The sequence below is a fragment of the Bartonella mastomydis genome, from assembly GCF_900185775.1.
Classification (GTDB): Bacteria; Pseudomonadota; Alphaproteobacteria; order Rhizobiales; family Rhizobiaceae; genus Bartonella; species Bartonella elizabethae.
The window spans coordinates 170,834-187,254 of record NZ_LT883137.1; the positions used below are offsets into that span (position 1 = coordinate 170,834).

Sequence of the window (16,421 nt, forward strand, 5' to 3'; positions counted from 1 at the left end):
AGCGAAAGGATAAATTACGCTGAAGCCGTATTTACTACAGCACGATTTACCAAAGCACCTTGATGTTAAACTAGGTGAGAAAATTGTCTTCACTAAATTACGAGGTGGTAACTTCTTATCACAACATCACCAAAAATCACCCGCTTCTCTGACTCTGACATGACGCATTCCTCCAGTAAATCATTGCCTATCTTCCTTTTGTTTTTTTTCAAAAGATGACCTGATCACTTACCTTTAAAAAACTCAAGATGCCTTAAAGCTCAAGCTCCCATAAGCGCATCATGCTGAGTGATCACATCCATCAACTCTGTCACGACCGTATCCAACACGTCTCGTGCATCCCCTTCCGCCATAAGGCGAATAACCGGCTCGGTTCCAGAAGCACGAATAACCAATCGCGCCTCTTTTCCCAACCGCTTTTCTGCTTGATTAATGGCCGCTTTGACGGGATTTTTTTTCAAGACATTTTTATCTTTAATCGTTACATTTTTTAAAATTTGCGGAACAGGTTCAAAGCGTTTACACAATTGGCTCATAGGGCTTTGACTTTCCTTCATACAAGCTAAAATCTGCAAGGCTGCCACCAACCCATCGCCCGTTGTCCCAAAGTCACTGAGCACAATATGCCCTGACGCTTCTCCTCCAACATTATATCCCTTTTGGCGCATGGCATCGACAACATAACGATCTCCAACTTTTGTTCTAATAAGATCCAATCCTTTGCTGTTCAAAAACCGCTCCAGTCCCAGATTAGACATAATTGTTGTAACAACCCCATTGCACCGTAACCGTCCCATTTTATACCAATTTTCAGCAATCACAGCAATCAACTGATCCCCATCAACTGTTTGTGCTTTTTCATCAACAATGAGCACACGATCGCCATCTCCATCAAGAGCAATCCCCACATCAGCACGCACTTCATGCACTTTTCGTTTTAAAGAGCTTAAATCTGTTGAGCCACATTTTTGATTAATATTGGTGCCATTGGGTTCATCATGAATAGCAAAAACCTCAGCTCCCAACTCCCATAAAGCTCGGGGGGCGGCTTTATAAGCAGCGCCATTGGCACAATCCACCACAATACGCACAGCATCTAAGCGAACATCACGAGGCAAAGTTCGTTTGGCATATTCAATATACCGATAAATATCCCCCTCGACCCGTTTTACGTAACCAATTTCAGCAGAACTTGCTAAAGATTTTGACAGATCTGTATCGATCAATTGTTCAATTTTTGCTTCCATATCATCTGAAAGTTTAAAACCATCAGGACCAAAAAGTTTAATGCCATTATCATAGAAAGGATTATGAGAAGCCGAAATCATCACACCAAGATCCGCGCGCAACGAACGGCAAAGCATGGCAACAGCAGGTGTCGGAACAGGCCCCAATAAAAAAACTTCCATCCCCGCAGCAGTCAATCCTGAAACCAAAGCATTTTCCAACATATAGCCAGATAATCGTGTATCCTTACCAATCACCACACGACGCGATTGATGGTGTGAACGGAATAAAACCCCTACAGCCATCCCTACCTTCATGGCAAAATCAGGTGTCATAGGAAATGAATTGGCTTTCCCCCGAATCCCATCTGTCCCAAAATATTTTTGCACCATGCCTCTTTCCTTTATCCTTCTTCCCTTGGCTTTTCTTGAACACCCTAACAGCCCCCTTGGTATAATAGTCCTTTACTCTATACCCGTTACCCTCTCAACGAGACCATAGGGCTTGCCCCTCATCTTTTTAGAGCATTAAAACCCCTCTTCACCATTGACGCATCTAAACCATGCTCAACCAATAATGTTTCTCCTCTGCACACATCAAGCAATATTATTTTCTAAACAGGCTTTACACATCCTTGAAGACACGCAAAGGATAGTCTCACATTCTGCCAAAATCGCAAACCAATCCATCGTCTCATCTCGCTACCCTTGAGAAAACCTGCAAGCCAATTCATCATCAAACCTCACAACCCTCGGACCAAAACCGCAAAGCACCCCTATCGCCTCACCTCGCACCCTTGAGAAAACCCACGAGCCAATTCATCATCAAGCCTCACAACCCTCGGACCAAAATCGCAAAGCACCCGTCTCACCTCACCTCGCACTCTTGAACAAACCCACAAGCCAATTCATTCTCAAACCTCACAACCCTCGGACCAAAACCGCAAAGCACCCGTCTCACCTCGCGCTCTTGAACAAACCCACGAGCCAATTCATCATCAACCCTCAAAACCCTCGGACCAAAACCGCAAAGCACCCCTATCGCCTCACCTCGCACCCTTGAGAAAACCTGCAAGCCAATTCATTCTCAAACCTCACAATCCATCGCACTCTACCAATGCTGCAAGAGAACAGACCACCTTATCCCCTTGCTAAAGCTGTCATAATAAACGGATTTGCTTAATTTTTTGCTTCCATATTTTAATATTACATTAAAGGCGCAAAGCCTTGCTTGCGCCTTTTTCAAGGAATTTAGAAATTTTTCCAAAACATAGCCACTTAAGCGTTATTAAAAGGCTCTTATTTTTCTTTATCAGCTCCCATAGTATTGGGCTTTTTGTCAGCACTATTTTTACTTTGAGAGTGATTGAGTGTTTTTGTGGAACCTTTTGCGTTTTGGGCTTTTTTCTCAGCTTCACCCGATTGCACTTTTTTAGACTCAGTTTTAGACTCAGTATCCTTGGTCTTAGTATCATTGGATTTTGCTGTTTTTTTCCCAACAGCGCCCTCTACCTTGCCTGCCTCACCTTTAACGTTTTCTACTTTATGCGTCACTGTTTTAGGCGCTGTTTTAGCATCTTTTTCATCGTCCACAGAGGTCTCTACCTTTACTGTTCCAGTTTTTGGAACAGAGGAAGTCCGCGGCGCAGCATTTTCATCTTTCTGTGTGCGTGAAGGAGGCTTACCTGCAATGACTTCGTTAATTTCAGCACCCGTTAAAGTTTCATATTCCAACAAGCCTTGAGCGAGAGCAAACCATTCTTTTCTTTTTGTTTTTAAAATATTGGTGGCATTTTTATAGGCATCATCAATAAGCTTACGCACTTCCATATCAATCATGCGCGCTGTTTCTTCAGAAACATTTTGTGTTCGCGCCACAGAATGACCTAAAAAGACTTCATCTTGGTTATCGCCATAAGCGACATTTCCAAGCAGATCAGAAAATCCCCACCGTGTGATCATGGCACGTGCTAATTTCGTTGCTTGCTCAATATCAGAAGAAGCCCCTGATGTGATATTTTCCTTTCCAAATTTCAACTCTTCAGCCACACGTCCTCCCATCATGATAGCCAAACGAGAAATCATCCAGCGATAACTCATGGAATAGCGATCACCTTCTGGCAATTGCATCACCATTCCCAATGCCCTTCCCCTTGGAACGATTGTTGCTTTGTGGACAGGATCAGCAACCGGTACATTAAGAGCCACAATAGCATGCCCTGCTTCGTGATAAGCCGTGAGTTCTTTTTCCTCTTGCGTCATAGCGGTTGAACGACGTTCAGCCCCCATCATCACCTTATCTTTTGCATCTTCGAATTCTTGCATGGTCACCACTCTTTTATTACGGCTTGCAGCCATAAGAGCAGCTTCATTGACAAGATTCATCAAATCAGCACCGGAAAATCCTGGTGTTCCCCTTGCCAAAACTTTCAAATCAACATTCGGAGCTAAAGGGACATTGCGCACATGCACTTTCAAAATTTGTTCCCGTCCAGAAACATCTGGATTTGGCACCACAACTTGTCGGTCAAAACGTCCTGGTCTCAATAAAGCAGGATCCAGCACATCAGGGCGGTTTGTTGCAGCAATCAGAATAATACTTTCATTGGGCTCAAATCCATCCATTTCAACAAGCAACTGATTCAAGGTCTGCTCGCGTTCATCATTTCCGCCACCCAGTCCAGCACCCCGATGGCGTCCAACAGCATCAATTTCATCAATAAAGATAATACAAGGTGCATTCTTTTTAGCCTGTTCGAACATATCACGCACACGGCTTGCCCCAACACCAACAAACATTTCAACAAAATCAGACCCTGAAATGGTGAAGAATGGCACATTGGCTTCACCCGCAACAGAGCGCGCTAACAGCGTTTTACCGGTTCCTGGAGGACCAACAAGCAAAACACCACGAGGAATACGCCCTCCTAAGCGTTGAAATTTTTGTGGTTCACGTAAAAATTCAACAATTTCTTGTAGATCTTGTTTTGCTTCTTCAACGCCAGCAACATCCTTAAAGGTAACACGTCCTTGCGCTTCATTAAGCAATCTTGCTTTTGATTTCCCAAAGCCCATTGCCCCGCGTGATCCATTTTGCATTTGTCGCATAAAAAAGACCCACGCCCCAACGATAATAATAACAGGCAATAAAGAAAACAGGAGATTAAGGAAGATACTATTTCCAGAACTTTCAGGAATAGCTTTAACATTGACATTTTTGCTTTCCAATTTTTGTATCAAACCTGGATCGCGTGGTGCAAAAGTTGAAACATTTCTGTGATCGACAGTTTGTCCTGTTAATTTTTGACCTTGAATGGTCACCGATTTTAGCTCATTATTCTCAACTTTTTGCAAAAATTCAGAATAGGAGACTTCTCCACCCCCAGAACGTTGACTATCTCCATTAAAAATAGAAAACGATATAATCAAAATCAAGGCAATAACTCCCCAAATGAGGAGAGAGCGGTAATTGGAATTCATATTCAGCCCACTTAATCAAATATAGATTTCAAACAGTTCCCCTTAACATATAACCTTGTCAGCCCCTTGCCAAGGGATGAGAGACGGTTTATTCTCTTTTAGCGTTATTTTTCTTTATCTTTTCACCTCAAGATTAAAAAAAGGTTCCAAAACATTCACCAGCGCAGCATCTTCACGTGAGGAAAGCCAATCGAAAGGCGCCATAATCCGCTTGATGATAATATTTTTATGAATAATCGCTTGAGAAATCAACTCAGGAATATCACACCCTCTATCATTTGAAATCATCAGCAGCGATTGTAAAGAGGGAAAATGAGGCTTTTCAAGGTCAAAATTGTTGTTTTGCAATAAAGATTTCAGCTGTTCTAAATGAGCTGCTCCAACCTTTATAGCCTCAGATCCATGATTGGTAATCTGATAGCGCCCATCCCATATAAGCGTTTCCTCTGTCCCTACCAGAGCCTCTTTCATATTGCGCCCTTCACGCCATAAAGCAATGCCATCTCTGTTATATTCAATCACACAGCCCGCATACGTAAAACGCTGCTTTTCGGGAGAATGGAGACAGAATTTTTGAACAAGCGTGCTTAATTTTTTTTGGGGGAGCAAATAAAATCCCCCCCCCATCAACACGGCAAAAAGCCCAACAACAAAAGGAAAACAAGCATGTTTTTGTAAAAATGGCGCAGGCTTTTTGATGAAACAACGCCCATGTTGAACCGTAATATCCAGCGCTACAATTAAATCGGCAATATTTTGCGCTTGTTGACGACGCTGCAAGGCGGCTTGATTTATTTTTTGAGCAATATCAGTGAGCTTTTGCGAAGAAAGAGATTGACGCACCCGCACGCGTTCAAAATTGCGATCTTCGTTTGTGGGATCATCAATCCACATTTTTCCTTTTAAGCGTAAATAATTACGCAATGTTTGGCGCCTTACGCCAAGAAGCGGCCGAATCAAACGCACTTTTCTCTGCAATAATGCTTCACGTGGAATACAAGATAAACCACGCTCATAGAGGACTCCATCGTTTTTTTCGGCAATATTTTTTCTCGTTTCTCTGGCATGATCTTCATCACGCATAGCACCAGCTTCACCGCACAATGCACCGGCAAAACTGCCTGCAGAAACACCATCATGCATAGCACCAGCTTCACCGCATAAAGCCCCCCTACTCTTTTGAAGACGTTGAGAGCGCATTTGATAGGTTTCAACCTGATCATTGAGTGTATGGCCCGTCATAATAAGGGAGGCACCTTGTTTTTGTGCTTCCTGAAATAAGAGATTATAGCGCGCAATACGAGCGCTAGAAGCAATATGCGTCTTTGGTTTTTTGCCTTCCCACCGCACAGTAATATGTTTAATGTGATGGGCACGACAAATTTCCGCAACGGTTTCTGCTTCACGCGCTGACTCTTTACGCAATTGGTGATCAACCGTAATAGCAATTATTTCGGAGGGAACAGAGAGCGTGTCCAAATATTCTTTAACCAAAAACATTAAAGCTAAAGAATCACTTCCCCCTGAGACGGCAAGAATCACGCGTCGACATTGAATAAAATCCGATGTTTTAAAGAGATTTCTTGCCAGTCTAACGCACACCGAAAATAACCTCGCTGCTTATTTTAGAGACTTACAAAACACAGACTCTAACATTTGATGATGTTTTTTGTTTTTTGCAAACAGAGCACAATCCTTTTCATTTTTCTCAAGAGCGACCATACTTCTTGCTAATTTCAGCAAAATCTCGGATGTATAGAGCTTCTTTTTATCGGCATACCATGCGGACAAATAAACTTGTGCTGCTTCATAATAGCGTTTTTGTCCCAACAAAGATTCAGCCAACCAAAATAAAGCATCATCACTCAAAGGATCCTTTTTGTAACGATTTTGAAAAGCACAAAAGCTCCTTTCAGCCTCAACATAGTTGGCAGAACGGATAAAGTCATACCCTTCCTTATACAAAGCTTTAGAAGAAGAAAGCGTGTCACTCTGATCTGCTTTAATATGAGCCGTTACATCATGCGCTTTTTGTAAATGATCGCCTGTTTCCTTCGCAGGATTGTCTTTCACATCTGCAACCTTTGTCTGATCACTTGTGCCATGCTCCTGCAGCGTCTCTTTTTTTACAGTCTGAGATTTTGCATCCAAAGCGGCACTTTCAATGGAACAAGAATAAACAGAAGAATCTTTTTTATCAAAAAGCCGGTGAAATTGCTTGTTAACAGTCTTCAAATTGTTATGTTCAAGCACCATCCGTATCTTATGTAAAAGCTTATCTAAATCATAATCTTTAAATAAAGCCTGCTGATTCTCTAAAATAATCCCTTGGTGCACTGAAACACCCGCAGCTTTATCAGCAGCGTCAGAAGCTTTTTCCACGACACCGGAAGCGGCTTTATCAGCAGCATCCGTGGCTTTCTTCACCACATCGGAAGCCTTATCGGCGGCATCTGAAGCTTTTTCCACCACACCGGAAGCAGCTTTATTAGCAGCATCCGTGGCTTTCTTCGCTGCATCGGAAGCCTTATCAGCGGCATCTGAAGCTTTTTCCACCACACCGGAAGCGGCTTTATCAGCAGCATCCGTGGCTTTCTTCACCACATCGGAAGCCTTATCGGCAGCATCTGAAGCTTTTTCCACCGCACCAGAAGCAGCTTTATTAACAGTATCCGTGGCTTTCTTCGCCGCATCGGAAGCCTTATCAGCGGCATCTGAAGCTTTTTCCACGACACCGGAAGCAGCTTTATCAGCAGCATCCGTGGCTTTCTTCACCGCATCGGAAGCCTTATCGGCAGCATCTGAAGCTTTTTCCACCATACCGGAAGCAGCTTTATTAGCAGTATCCGTGGCTTTCTTCGCCGCATCGGAAGCCTTATCGGCAGCATCTGAAGCTTTTTCCACTACACCGGAAGCAGCTTTATTAACAGTATCCGTGGCTTTCTTCGCCGCATCGGAAGCCTTATCGGCAGCATCTGAAGCTTTTTCCACCGCATCGGAAGCAGCTTTACTAGCAGCATCCGTGGCTTTCTTCACCGCATCGGAAGCCTTATCAGCAGCATCTGAAGCTTTTTCCACCACATCGGAAGCGGCTTTATCAGCGGCGCCAACTTTATCCGTATCATGTGCAGGATATTCTGAAGCCTTTCGAGCCGCACTTTCAGCAAATGAAGTAGAACAAGCTATGAAAACCGCCATATAAAAGATCGTTTTCCAATTGATTTTACGATACATTCTTTTCTCCCCTTAAGAGTTCATTGAATGGTAGAAACAAACAATTTGCTCATTTAATAACTGTTCATATTACTTAGCGTTGTCACAGCACGTCGATTTTGATTCCAACAGGAAATATCATCACATACCGCGACAGGTCTTTCTTTTCCGTAAGAAATTGTTTGAATCCGTTGCGCAGACACACCGAGAGATACCAAATAATTTCGCACAGCAACAGCACGACGCTGTCCAAGTGCCAAGTTATATTCACGTGTTCCTCTCTCATCAGCATGACCTTCGATCATAATAGAATAATAAGGATAATGAAGCAACCATTCCGCTTGACGTGTTAAAATACGTTCAGCATCTGCATCCAATGAAGAAGAATCGAGACTAAAAAACACACGATCACCCACATTAACCGTAAATTCTTGTCCTGAACCTGGTAACACCTGATTTAAACCAGCATCATTCATATAAGCGCCATTCATACCATGAAATGCACCGGTATTTTTTTTGCCACACCCACCCAAACATAGGGAGAAAAGAAAGAGGATAGCTAAGGAACGAGAGAGAGTATTTTTGGTAGAGCACATAGTTCGTTTCTCCTTTAAAGAAGGGTAAATTCTTAAAAATATTTTCAAGAATAACTGCTAATTCCTAATGAAGACGAAATTTTTTTGTCTTTTTTGTCATCATTTTTCAGTCTCTGCCAATTTTTCTTCCCCCCAGCTATTCCTCTAACATCTCGATATCAATTGAGAAACATTGCTCTGGTACGTCCTACCGCTTACGCTTCCTCTTGATCTTGACGATTTTTTTGCAGCGCGTTCAATTTTGCAAAAACTTTATCAGCATCAAAAGTTTTGTGGGAATTGTCTTCACTTTCATTTTCCTCTAGAGCAGCGTTTTCCGTCACAGAGGCGGGAAGCAATGACCTATCTTCTTCTGCAGCAACAGGGCGGTTTTTTGCCGCACGCTGGAGTTCAAAGTCTAAATCGATTTGCGAACACAAGCCAAGCCCTACAGGATCAAGAGGAGACAAATTAGCACTATTCCAATGGGTTCTAAGGCGGATTTGTTCAATTGTTGCTTTTGTTGTCCCAATCAACCTTGCAATTTGTGCATCTTTCAACTCGGGATGGTTTGTGACCAACCATAAGATACCATTGGGACGATCTTGACGTCGAGAAAGAGGGATATAGCGTGCTCCTTTACGTTTTTTTTCAGGAATGTGCACCCTTGATTGAGAAATTTTCAAGCGTGCGTTTTGATCCGCCTCCACCCGCGCAATTTCACTACGCGTCAACTGCCCAGAATTAATCGGATTGAGACCTTTAATACCATAAGCTGCTTCACCATCAGCAATAGCCTTTACTTCCAAGACATGCAATTTACAAAATTCTGCAATCTGCTCAAAAGAAAGAGCTGTATTATCAACCAACCAAACAGCTGTTGCTTTGGGCATCAAAAGTTGCGTTGCCATTTTTATAAATCCTCTTCTGCGCCTCTTCTATGAGGCAGGTTACCGCCCACTCAAGAGCACTGGAACTTCTTCATTATATGTTCTTATATGTTCGTCTTTTCCACCCACTTTTACCATAAAGCGAGACATGGAATAAACCATTTTGCCATGAGATTATATTCTGTTATAGCGTGATTTTTGCTCAACGACAAGAGATCTCTCTTGGAATGATCCTCAACGAAGGTATCTTTACCTTTAAGATGAATTTTCCTATAAAGGATTTATTTGATGATTTCACCTCATGCTGTGGCACATTTATTCTGGTGGGATGCGTGATTTTATCGCCTTACATTCTAAAAAACACCCACCCCAGAAAGAAGCCCTTGAAACAGGAAGGAAAACTATGGCAGGCCATTCACAATTTAAAAATATTATGCACCGTAAAGGGCGTCAAGATGCAATGCGCTCGAAAATATTTTCTAAGCTTGCACGTGAAATTACCGTCGCAGCAAAACAAGGTGCCCCTGATCCAGCCATGAATCCACGTTTAAGGCTGGCTGTTCAAAATGCCAAAGCACAGTCAATGCCGAAAGATAATATTGAACGCGCGATTAAAAAAGCTTCAGGAACCGATGTCGAAAATTATGATGAAGTACGCTATGAAGGTTATGGACCAGGTGGTGTTGCCGTTATTGTTGAAGCTTTAACCGATAACCGTAACCGCACCGCTTCAAACGTGCGCGCCGCCTTCACCAAATCAGGTGGAGCCCTAGGGGAAACGGGATCAGTCAGTTTCATGTTTAATCGGATTGGAGAAATAATTTATAAACCAGAAGCAGGAACAGCAGACAACATCATGGATGCAGCTATTGAAGCCGGTGCTGAAGATGTACAATCCGAAGAAACCGGACATCATATTACCTGCGCATTTGAAGATATTGGTGAAGTTTCAAAAACACTTGAAGCAAAACTTGGTGAAGCAGAATCGATTAAAACAATTTGGAAAGCCACCACCCTTGCACCCATAGATGAAGAAAAAGCTTTATCCGTTTTACGACTGATTTCAACCTTAGAAGAAGATGATGATGTGCAAAATGTTTATGCTAATTTTGATGTCAGCGATGAGATTTTGGCAAAACTGTCTGTATAATGGCTATTATTGCCCCCTCTCTTCACCAATGAGCGACTAAAAAACATCTTTCACCTCGCCTCTTTGGTTATAAATATAAAAGCCCCGCGTAAAAAGCGGGGTTAATCATTGGTAGCCCCCCAAAAAATACCATCAAGTGCAAAAAATAGAACCGATTGCCCAAAAAAAACAGATCGCAGAAAAAGAAAACATAAAGCAAGCTTCCTTGAACACTCAAACAATTCTGATGATAAAAGCCAAGACTCTATCATCTCACGGCTTTTTACATACCCAAAAGGTTATTCCTCTAGCGCCTCTCTCTTTATTGTTTAAAAGTCCCCTCTCTTCCCCTTAATGGATAAAAATTTCACCCCGATCTGGTCTGTAAACAATTCGGATTTTCTTAAAGACGCATTCTTCTCCTCACACATGAAATTTACTTGGAACTGAAAGCAGAAAGCTTATCACATTGATTTATAATGATAATCTATCGTTGTTTAACTTGAATAAGAACCTTTAAATAGTGTCAAATTTTCTTATTTAAAATCTGTGTGTATGGTGCATCAATTAAAATTATACACTTGCCCATTTTTCAACAGAAAATGCCTGTGTGACGCGTAAAACTTAAAGGAGAAAATACCCCTTACAAACTGTCTCAAAGTCTGTAAGGCAGTTGCAACATGAGAGATTTGCATGATGCTCACTTATTCCATTGTGCACCGCCCTCTTTACACTTATGGAGTAAAAAGGAGGCCTCATCATTATATTTTCCAGCGCCCAATGTTGCAACACCCCTTGCATTGAGACGATTCATTAGAGGCATTTTAGTCCTTGTCTTATACAATTTTTATCTACACACTCATCCCGCTTGTAACATGTAAGCGAGTGATTTTGATTGATTCAAGATAAACAAATTTGAAATAAGAAAATTTGACGCTATTTAAAGGTTCTTATTCAAGTTAAATAACGCTATATTATCATTATAAATCAATAAGTTGTATCTGTTATGACGCCTAAAAATTTCTAGAGGCATTCCATATTTTTTTAAAGGACACTTTCCATCGTCTTAAGATAGGATTTCCCCATAGAGCTTCTTTTCGTGTTTTGTGCAAACACATCAGTAGGATAGCAGAGAAAACCTTCTTAACAAAAATCTGAATACCAATAGCATATCTGCCGTTTTTATAGCAGCAATGGCTGAACTTTAAGCAAAGCAAATCAGAGAGGAAGTCAAAAAGTTCTATAGCGACAGTTTGAAGAATAAAGGCAATCTAGAGCTCCCCAAACAGCTCTATTTTTTTCAAGAAATTGTTTTTTTAAAAAACGTTTTCGTCTCAAGAAAATTCGACTATCGATAAACGATAGCCGATGCTGGAAGAAATTGATAGCCCCCATGCCCCCTCTCACAAGTGCGTTTTTCAAACTGATTAAAGACCATTCAGATTGTGTAGACTGATATTTCTTTTCTGTTTTTATTTTTTTATCGAGCATTTTTTTATTGTATATTGAGTAATGGCGACCATGCTGGATCGGAAGCATCATTGGGTGTAGGGAGTTGACGTTCATTGCGTCCCGTAATGTCAATGGTATAGATTTTGGGTCCCATACCGGGGTTTTTACGAAAGAACATCAACACACGACCATTGGGGGCCCAAGTCGGTCCTTCATTATGAAACCCTGTGGTTAAAATTCGTTCTCCTTGTCCATCAGGACGCATAACACCGATAGAAAATTGTCCGCTTAATTGTTTTGTAAAGGCGATATAGTCACCCCTTGGCGACCAAATGGGTGTCGAATAACTTCCTTCATTTGAAGAAATACGCTGAATATCACTGCCATCGGCATTCATTTTATAGATTTGCGGCTTTCCGCTCCGATCTGAGGAAAAGACGATTTGTGTTCCATCTGGTGAATAAGAAGCAGAGGTATCAATGGCGGAAGTTGTTGTCAACCGCGTCATTGTACGGGTCCGCAAATCCATAGTATAAAGATTTGCACTTCCATCATTTTGCAATAAACTCATGATGACTTTTTGTCCATCAGAAGAAAAACGCGGCGCAATTGTCATGTTATGAAACGTTCCAATCAACTCTCTTTGTCCCATTTCAATTTGTTGGAGATAAACATGAGGGATTTGATTATCCTCATAAGCCATATAGGTGATTTCTTGCCTTTTTGGTGAAAAGCGTGGTGTAAGCACCAACTCACTTCCATCAGACATATAAATCAAATTTGCGCCATCTTGATCCATCATGGCTAGACGTTTAATGCGTGCATTTTGGGGACCTGTTTCATCGATAAAAACAATTCTTGTATCAAAATAGCCACTTTCTCCTGTCATTTCACTGTAGATTTCATCAGCGATCATATGGGCCACACGCCGCCAACGTTCTGTCGCGGTATAAAAACGCCGTCCTTTCAATTGTCGCTGTCCAAAAACATCCCATAGACGAAAATCGACTCTCAAGCGTCCGTCGATTTCTCTCATGACTTGTCCCGTCACCAAACCTTGCGCTTTTATTTTCTGCCACGAAGCAAAATGCGGTTGTTTATTCGGATTAGAAATTTTTTCAAAAAAATGTTCCTTATCAAGCGGTAAAAAAAGCCCCGAGCGTTCAAGATCGGCTGTCACCACAGCAGATATTTTCAACCCAATCGAATCATTGGAGATAAAATCTGTAATTGCAATGGGAATGGGATTAAAATCAGCGCTGGAAATTGTTCCTTTCAATTGCGCATAAGCCGATGAGAAACTTGAAAGCCACACACCACAAGTGACAATAAACCAAGTAAAAAATTTATGTCTTGTTATAGTCATCATGGAATGTGTCCTTTCATTAAGCGAATTTATTTTCTCTCATTTATCATCTTATTTCTTGGAGAGGGTCAACATTAAAGTCAAACCCCTGCCCCCACAGGTCATATTGATCACGAGGAAGATCTGCATAAGGTTGGCATGAAAAGACAGCCGCATACACCTGCCTTATCATAATCGCCTGTTGGCTCTCAAGACCGCTTACGGGATCAATGATAGGATCCCCCATAACCATCCCTTCACGGTCTAAGTAAAAACGCAACCGCACAATGGGACGGTTTTTTAAATCGCCACCAAGCGCTACAAGTTTAAGCTTCTGTTGAATACAACCCCCTGCGATACTGACCAATGTTTGTGCCATTTTTGTGGTATCATTGATATTTTTTCTTGCCCCCATTGCTTCTGGTGTATGAGAACGTTTTGCTCCCCCTCCTTGTGAGCGCGCACGATTGAGCAAATTATTTTCTTCCAGTGCCAAAATATCTTCGATCGTCTGTTTCTCTTGATTTTTCTTGTTAAGCTTTGACGTCTTTTGCTTCAATGCAGCCTCATTCTTCCTTGGAAATTCTTCATTAAATTTTGGTTTAAACTGGGGAAGAAGAGGTTTTTCTGGAAGTGCAATTTTAGGCACTTGAGACACAACCTGCTCTGCTGGTGCCTTTTGTACCGTTGGAGCTAATTCTTTTGGCAATACCCTCTTTTCATTTTTGTGCGCAGGCTGAAACACAGTCTTAGACGCTTCCTTCAATGCTTCTACAGGCATTTCAGGTGCGAGCTTGGGCGTTTCCTGCACTGCTTCTACAGGCATCTCAGACGCAAGCTTGGGAGTCTCCTCCGGTGTTTTCAAAGGCATCTCCGGCGCAAGCTTGGGGGCTTCCTCCGGTGCTTTTACAGGCATCTCCGGTGCAAGCTTGGGGGTTTCCTCCAGTGTTTTCAAAGACATCTCCGGCGCAAGCTTGGGGGTTTCCTCTGGTGTTTTCAAAGGTATCTCCGGCGCAAGCTTGGGGGGGTCCTCCGGTGTTTTCAAAGGCATCTCCGGCGCAAGCTTGGGGGTTTCCTCCAGTGTTTTCAAAGGCATCTCCGGCGCAAGCTTGGGGGCTTCCTCCAGTGTTTTCAAAGGCATCTCCGGCGCAAGCTTGGGGGTTTCCTCCAGTGTTTTCAAAGGCATCTCCGGCGCAAGCTTTGACGCCTCCTCTGCTGCTTTTGAAATCTCTTCTGTTTTTGCTTCTGTTGTTTCCGTAGGTTCGGATATTTCCGATGCGTGCTCGCTTGGCGGCGGCGGTGTTGTCTCAACGGGACGCGGTTTTTCCTTTGGCTGAAAAGGCGCAAGACTATCTCGTTGTCCTTCTCCAATATGGCGAGCATCTTCTATCTCTTGGGGGGCAGTGGTTGGTTTAACAGCAGGAATTGCATGGAGTGGCGCTTCCACGGCGCCTTGTTGAGAGGAAAATTCTTCGCTTATAGGCGCAAGAGTGATGGGAATTGCTTCCAAGGGTTGTGGCAAAGAAACAGAGTTTGTAAACTGAACGGCGCCCCAACTGATCAAAATAACATGGACCACAAGGGATAAAACCAAGCCTCGTTTCATACTATGATAGGAGTCTTTGTTCATTCTTTATGCCTTAATTGAACCCTTGTATTTTTTTCACTTTTAATCACGCTGCACTCTTTTAAAAACATTAAAAAACAAATAGTTATGGACCATGTTATTGTCCGTTACTTATTGTGCTAGACTTGCTAGCGCAACTTGAGAAAACCCTGCCTTTTGAATATCTGCGAGTAGTTTTAAGACTTGTTGATATTCAACAGTTTTAGCAACCCGCACAAAAATTCGTTGATCTTTTTGTGTAGGATCCGCTTCCAGAAGAGCTTTAAGCTGTGCAATCAACGCTTGTGAACTTTCATAATAATCTTGTTGAATGGCAAAGCGCCCTTGCGCATCCAGTGAAACTGTAAGAGGCGTTTTTTGCGCGCGGACGGGACCCGCTTGACTGCGTGGCAAATCCAAAGGAACACCGTTCACCAAAAGGGGGGCTGAGACCATAAAAATAATAAGCAACACCAGCATGACATCCACAAAAGGGGTGACATTAATCTCACTCATCAGGTGGCTTCGTGAATGATGCCGTCTCCGTGTATTTTTTTGAGAAGAAGAAGAAACTGAAATTCCCATGGGATAAGCTCCTTTTTATAAAGAGGAAGGTGCTGTACGTGTTTCATCAAGACGCCGTGAAACAATTGTTGAAAATTCATCGGCAAAATTTTCTATTTGTGCAATGATGCGCGCGCTTTCATGGGTCAATTTATTATAGGCAATAACGGCTGGAATTGCTGCAAACAAACCAATAGCTGTTGCCAAAAGTGCTTCTGCAATTCCTGGTGCGACAATGGCAAGAGAGGTATTTTGAGAAGCTGAAATAGAAAGAAAAGACTGCATAATACCAATCACTGTTCCAAAAAGACCAATAAAGGGTCCTGCAGATCCCAGTGTCGCAAGAAAACTTAATTTTGATTCTATTTTTTCGCTTTCGCGTCCCAGCGTCAGATCCATTGCCTTATCAATTCTGCTCTGCAAACTGATCGAAGTATGGGTTCCTTTTTCAAGAGATTTTTTCCATTCAGCCATTGCTGCCATAAAAACAGCAGATATACTATTGGTACGGTGACTCTTACAGGTGACATAAAGATCTTCTAGCGCTTTGCCTGACCAAAATGTCCGTTCAAATTGCTTGATTTCACGCCGTATTCTCCGGTAGGTAAAAATTTTATCAAAAATAATGGCCCAACTCCAGACGGAAGCAAGCAGCAACCCAACCATAACAACTTTAACGACGAGACTTGCTTGCATAAACAAATGCAATATTCCCATTGTTTCCGGATTCATTAGTTCACCATGCGGCATAATTTTTGTCCCTCTAAATGAAAGGTGCACTTCTTAAAATTTTATAAAACAGATTGTTTTATAGTTTCTAAATTTAAGTAAAAAATTTCAGTCTCACATAAATCCATGCACTAAAACAAGACCTGTTTCTTAAATTTCTTTAAAAAGTGATCATCAAAGACATCTCTCAAGACACCTCACCTCTCTCACAA

General features: G+C 42.1%; 11 protein-coding genes and 1 pseudogene. 1 reads left to right on the forward strand and 11 read right to left on the reverse strand.

Going from position 1 to position 16,421, the window contains the following annotated elements; all coding sequences use genetic code 11:
* Nucleotides 1-260 precede the first annotated feature (260 nt).
* The 6 genes from glmM to FJG96_RS01500 form a co-directional block, all read right to left on the reverse strand.
* Entirely contained in the window at nt 261-1,619 is a 1,359-nt protein-coding gene (gene glmM / locus FJG96_RS01475; RefSeq protein ID WP_139412442.1) for a phosphoglucosamine mutase, read from the reverse strand.
* 906 nt (nt 1,620-2,525) lie between these two features.
* Nucleotides 2,526-4,706 (reverse strand): ATP-dependent zinc metalloprotease FtsH, encoded by a 2,181-nt coding sequence (ftsH, locus tag FJG96_RS01480; protein WP_139412443.1) that lies wholly within the window; start codon nt 4,704-4,706, stop codon nt 2,526-2,528.
* 114 nt (nt 4,707-4,820) lie between these two features.
* On the reverse strand, nt 4,821-6,308 hold the full coding sequence (gene tilS / locus FJG96_RS01485) for a tRNA lysidine(34) synthetase TilS (protein WP_139412444.1): 1,488 nt from the start codon (nt 6,306-6,308) through the stop codon (nt 4,821-4,823).
* Between the two features lie 18 nt (nt 6,309-6,326).
* On the reverse strand, nt 6,327-7,940 hold the full coding sequence (locus tag FJG96_RS01490; protein ID WP_139412445.1) for a tol-pal system YbgF family protein: 1,614 nt from the start codon (nt 7,938-7,940) through the stop codon (nt 6,327-6,329).
* Between the two features lie 53 nt (nt 7,941-7,993).
* Nucleotides 7,994-8,515 carry a peptidoglycan-associated lipoprotein Pal gene (gene pal / locus FJG96_RS01495; RefSeq protein WP_139412446.1) on the reverse strand — a complete coding sequence of 174 codons (522 nt, stop codon included), beginning with the start codon at nt 8,513-8,515 and terminating at the stop codon, nt 7,994-7,996.
* 194 nt (nt 8,516-8,709) lie between these two features.
* Nucleotides 8,710-9,405, reverse strand: coding sequence for a DUF1013 domain-containing protein (locus tag FJG96_RS01500; RefSeq protein ID WP_139412447.1), 696 nt, complete (start codon nt 9,403-9,405; stop codon nt 8,710-8,712).
* A gap of 382 nt (nt 9,406-9,787) precedes the next feature.
* On the opposite strand from FJG96_RS01500, the gene FJG96_RS01505 reads away from it, so the two are divergent.
* On the forward strand, nt 9,788-10,534 hold the full coding sequence (locus tag FJG96_RS01505; RefSeq protein WP_005774608.1) for a YebC/PmpR family DNA-binding transcriptional regulator: 747 nt from the start codon (nt 9,788-9,790) through the stop codon (nt 10,532-10,534).
* 688 nt (nt 10,535-11,222) lie between these two features.
* Here the strand turns inward: FJG96_RS01505 and FJG96_RS08945 are convergent.
* The 5 genes and pseudogenes from FJG96_RS08945 to tolQ all read right to left on the reverse strand — a co-directional run.
* Nucleotides 11,223-11,336: pseudogene (locus tag FJG96_RS08945) on the reverse strand (DUF4102 domain-containing protein); the annotation flags it as partial.
* A gap of 672 nt (nt 11,337-12,008) precedes the next feature.
* On the reverse strand, nt 12,009-13,331 hold the full coding sequence (tolB, locus tag FJG96_RS01510; RefSeq protein ID WP_180338233.1) for a Tol-Pal system beta propeller repeat protein TolB: 1,323 nt from the start codon (nt 13,329-13,331) through the stop codon (nt 12,009-12,011).
* A 46-nt stretch (nt 13,332-13,377) separates the two neighbouring features.
* Entirely contained in the window at nt 13,378-14,940 is a 1,563-nt protein-coding gene (locus FJG96_RS01515) for a cell envelope biogenesis protein TolA (protein ID WP_139412449.1), read from the reverse strand.
* Nucleotides 14,941-15,048: 108 nt separating this feature from the next.
* Nucleotides 15,049-15,501 (reverse strand): protein TolR, encoded by a 453-nt coding sequence (gene tolR, locus FJG96_RS01520; protein WP_139412450.1) that lies wholly within the window; start codon nt 15,499-15,501, stop codon nt 15,049-15,051.
* Between the two features lie 15 nt (nt 15,502-15,516).
* Nucleotides 15,517-16,230 (reverse strand): protein TolQ, encoded by a 714-nt coding sequence (gene tolQ / locus FJG96_RS01525; protein WP_005774603.1) that lies wholly within the window; start codon nt 16,228-16,230, stop codon nt 15,517-15,519.
* Between the last annotated feature and the right edge of the window lie 191 nt (nt 16,231-16,421).

What these genes read in the sequence shown, in the direction of transcription:
- glmM (WP_139412442.1), bottom strand. Translation starts at nt 1,619, where the DNA reads ATGGTGCAAAAATATTTTGGGACAGATGGGATTCGGGGGAAAGCCAAT.
- ftsH (WP_139412443.1), bottom strand. Translation starts at nt 4,706, where the DNA reads ATGAATTCCAATTACCGCTCTCTCCTCATTTGGGGAGTTATTGCCTTG.
- FJG96_RS01490 (WP_139412445.1), bottom strand. Translation starts at nt 7,940, where the DNA reads ATGTATCGTAAAATCAATTGGAAAACGATCTTTTATATGGCGGTTTTC.
- pal (WP_139412446.1), bottom strand. Translation starts at nt 8,515, where the DNA reads ATGTGCTCTACCAAAAATACTCTCTCTCGTTCCTTAGCTATCCTCTTT.
- FJG96_RS01500 (WP_139412447.1), bottom strand. Translation starts at nt 9,405, where the DNA reads ATGGCAACGCAACTTTTGATGCCCAAAGCAACAGCTGTTTGGTTGGTT.
- FJG96_RS01505 (WP_005774608.1), top strand. Translation starts at nt 9,788, where the DNA reads ATGGCAGGCCATTCACAATTTAAAAATATTATGCACCGTAAAGGGCGT.
- tolB (WP_180338233.1), bottom strand. Translation starts at nt 13,331, where the DNA reads ATGACTATAACAAGACATAAATTTTTTACTTGGTTTATTGTCACTTGT.
- FJG96_RS01515 (WP_139412449.1), bottom strand. Translation starts at nt 14,940, where the DNA reads ATGAACAAAGACTCCTATCATAGTATGAAACGAGGCTTGGTTTTATCC.
- tolR (WP_139412450.1), bottom strand. Translation starts at nt 15,501, where the DNA reads ATGGGAATTTCAGTTTCTTCTTCTTCTCAAAAAAATACACGGAGACGG.
- tolQ (WP_005774603.1), bottom strand. Translation starts at nt 16,230, where the DNA reads ATGCCGCATGGTGAACTAATGAATCCGGAAACAATGGGAATATTGCAT.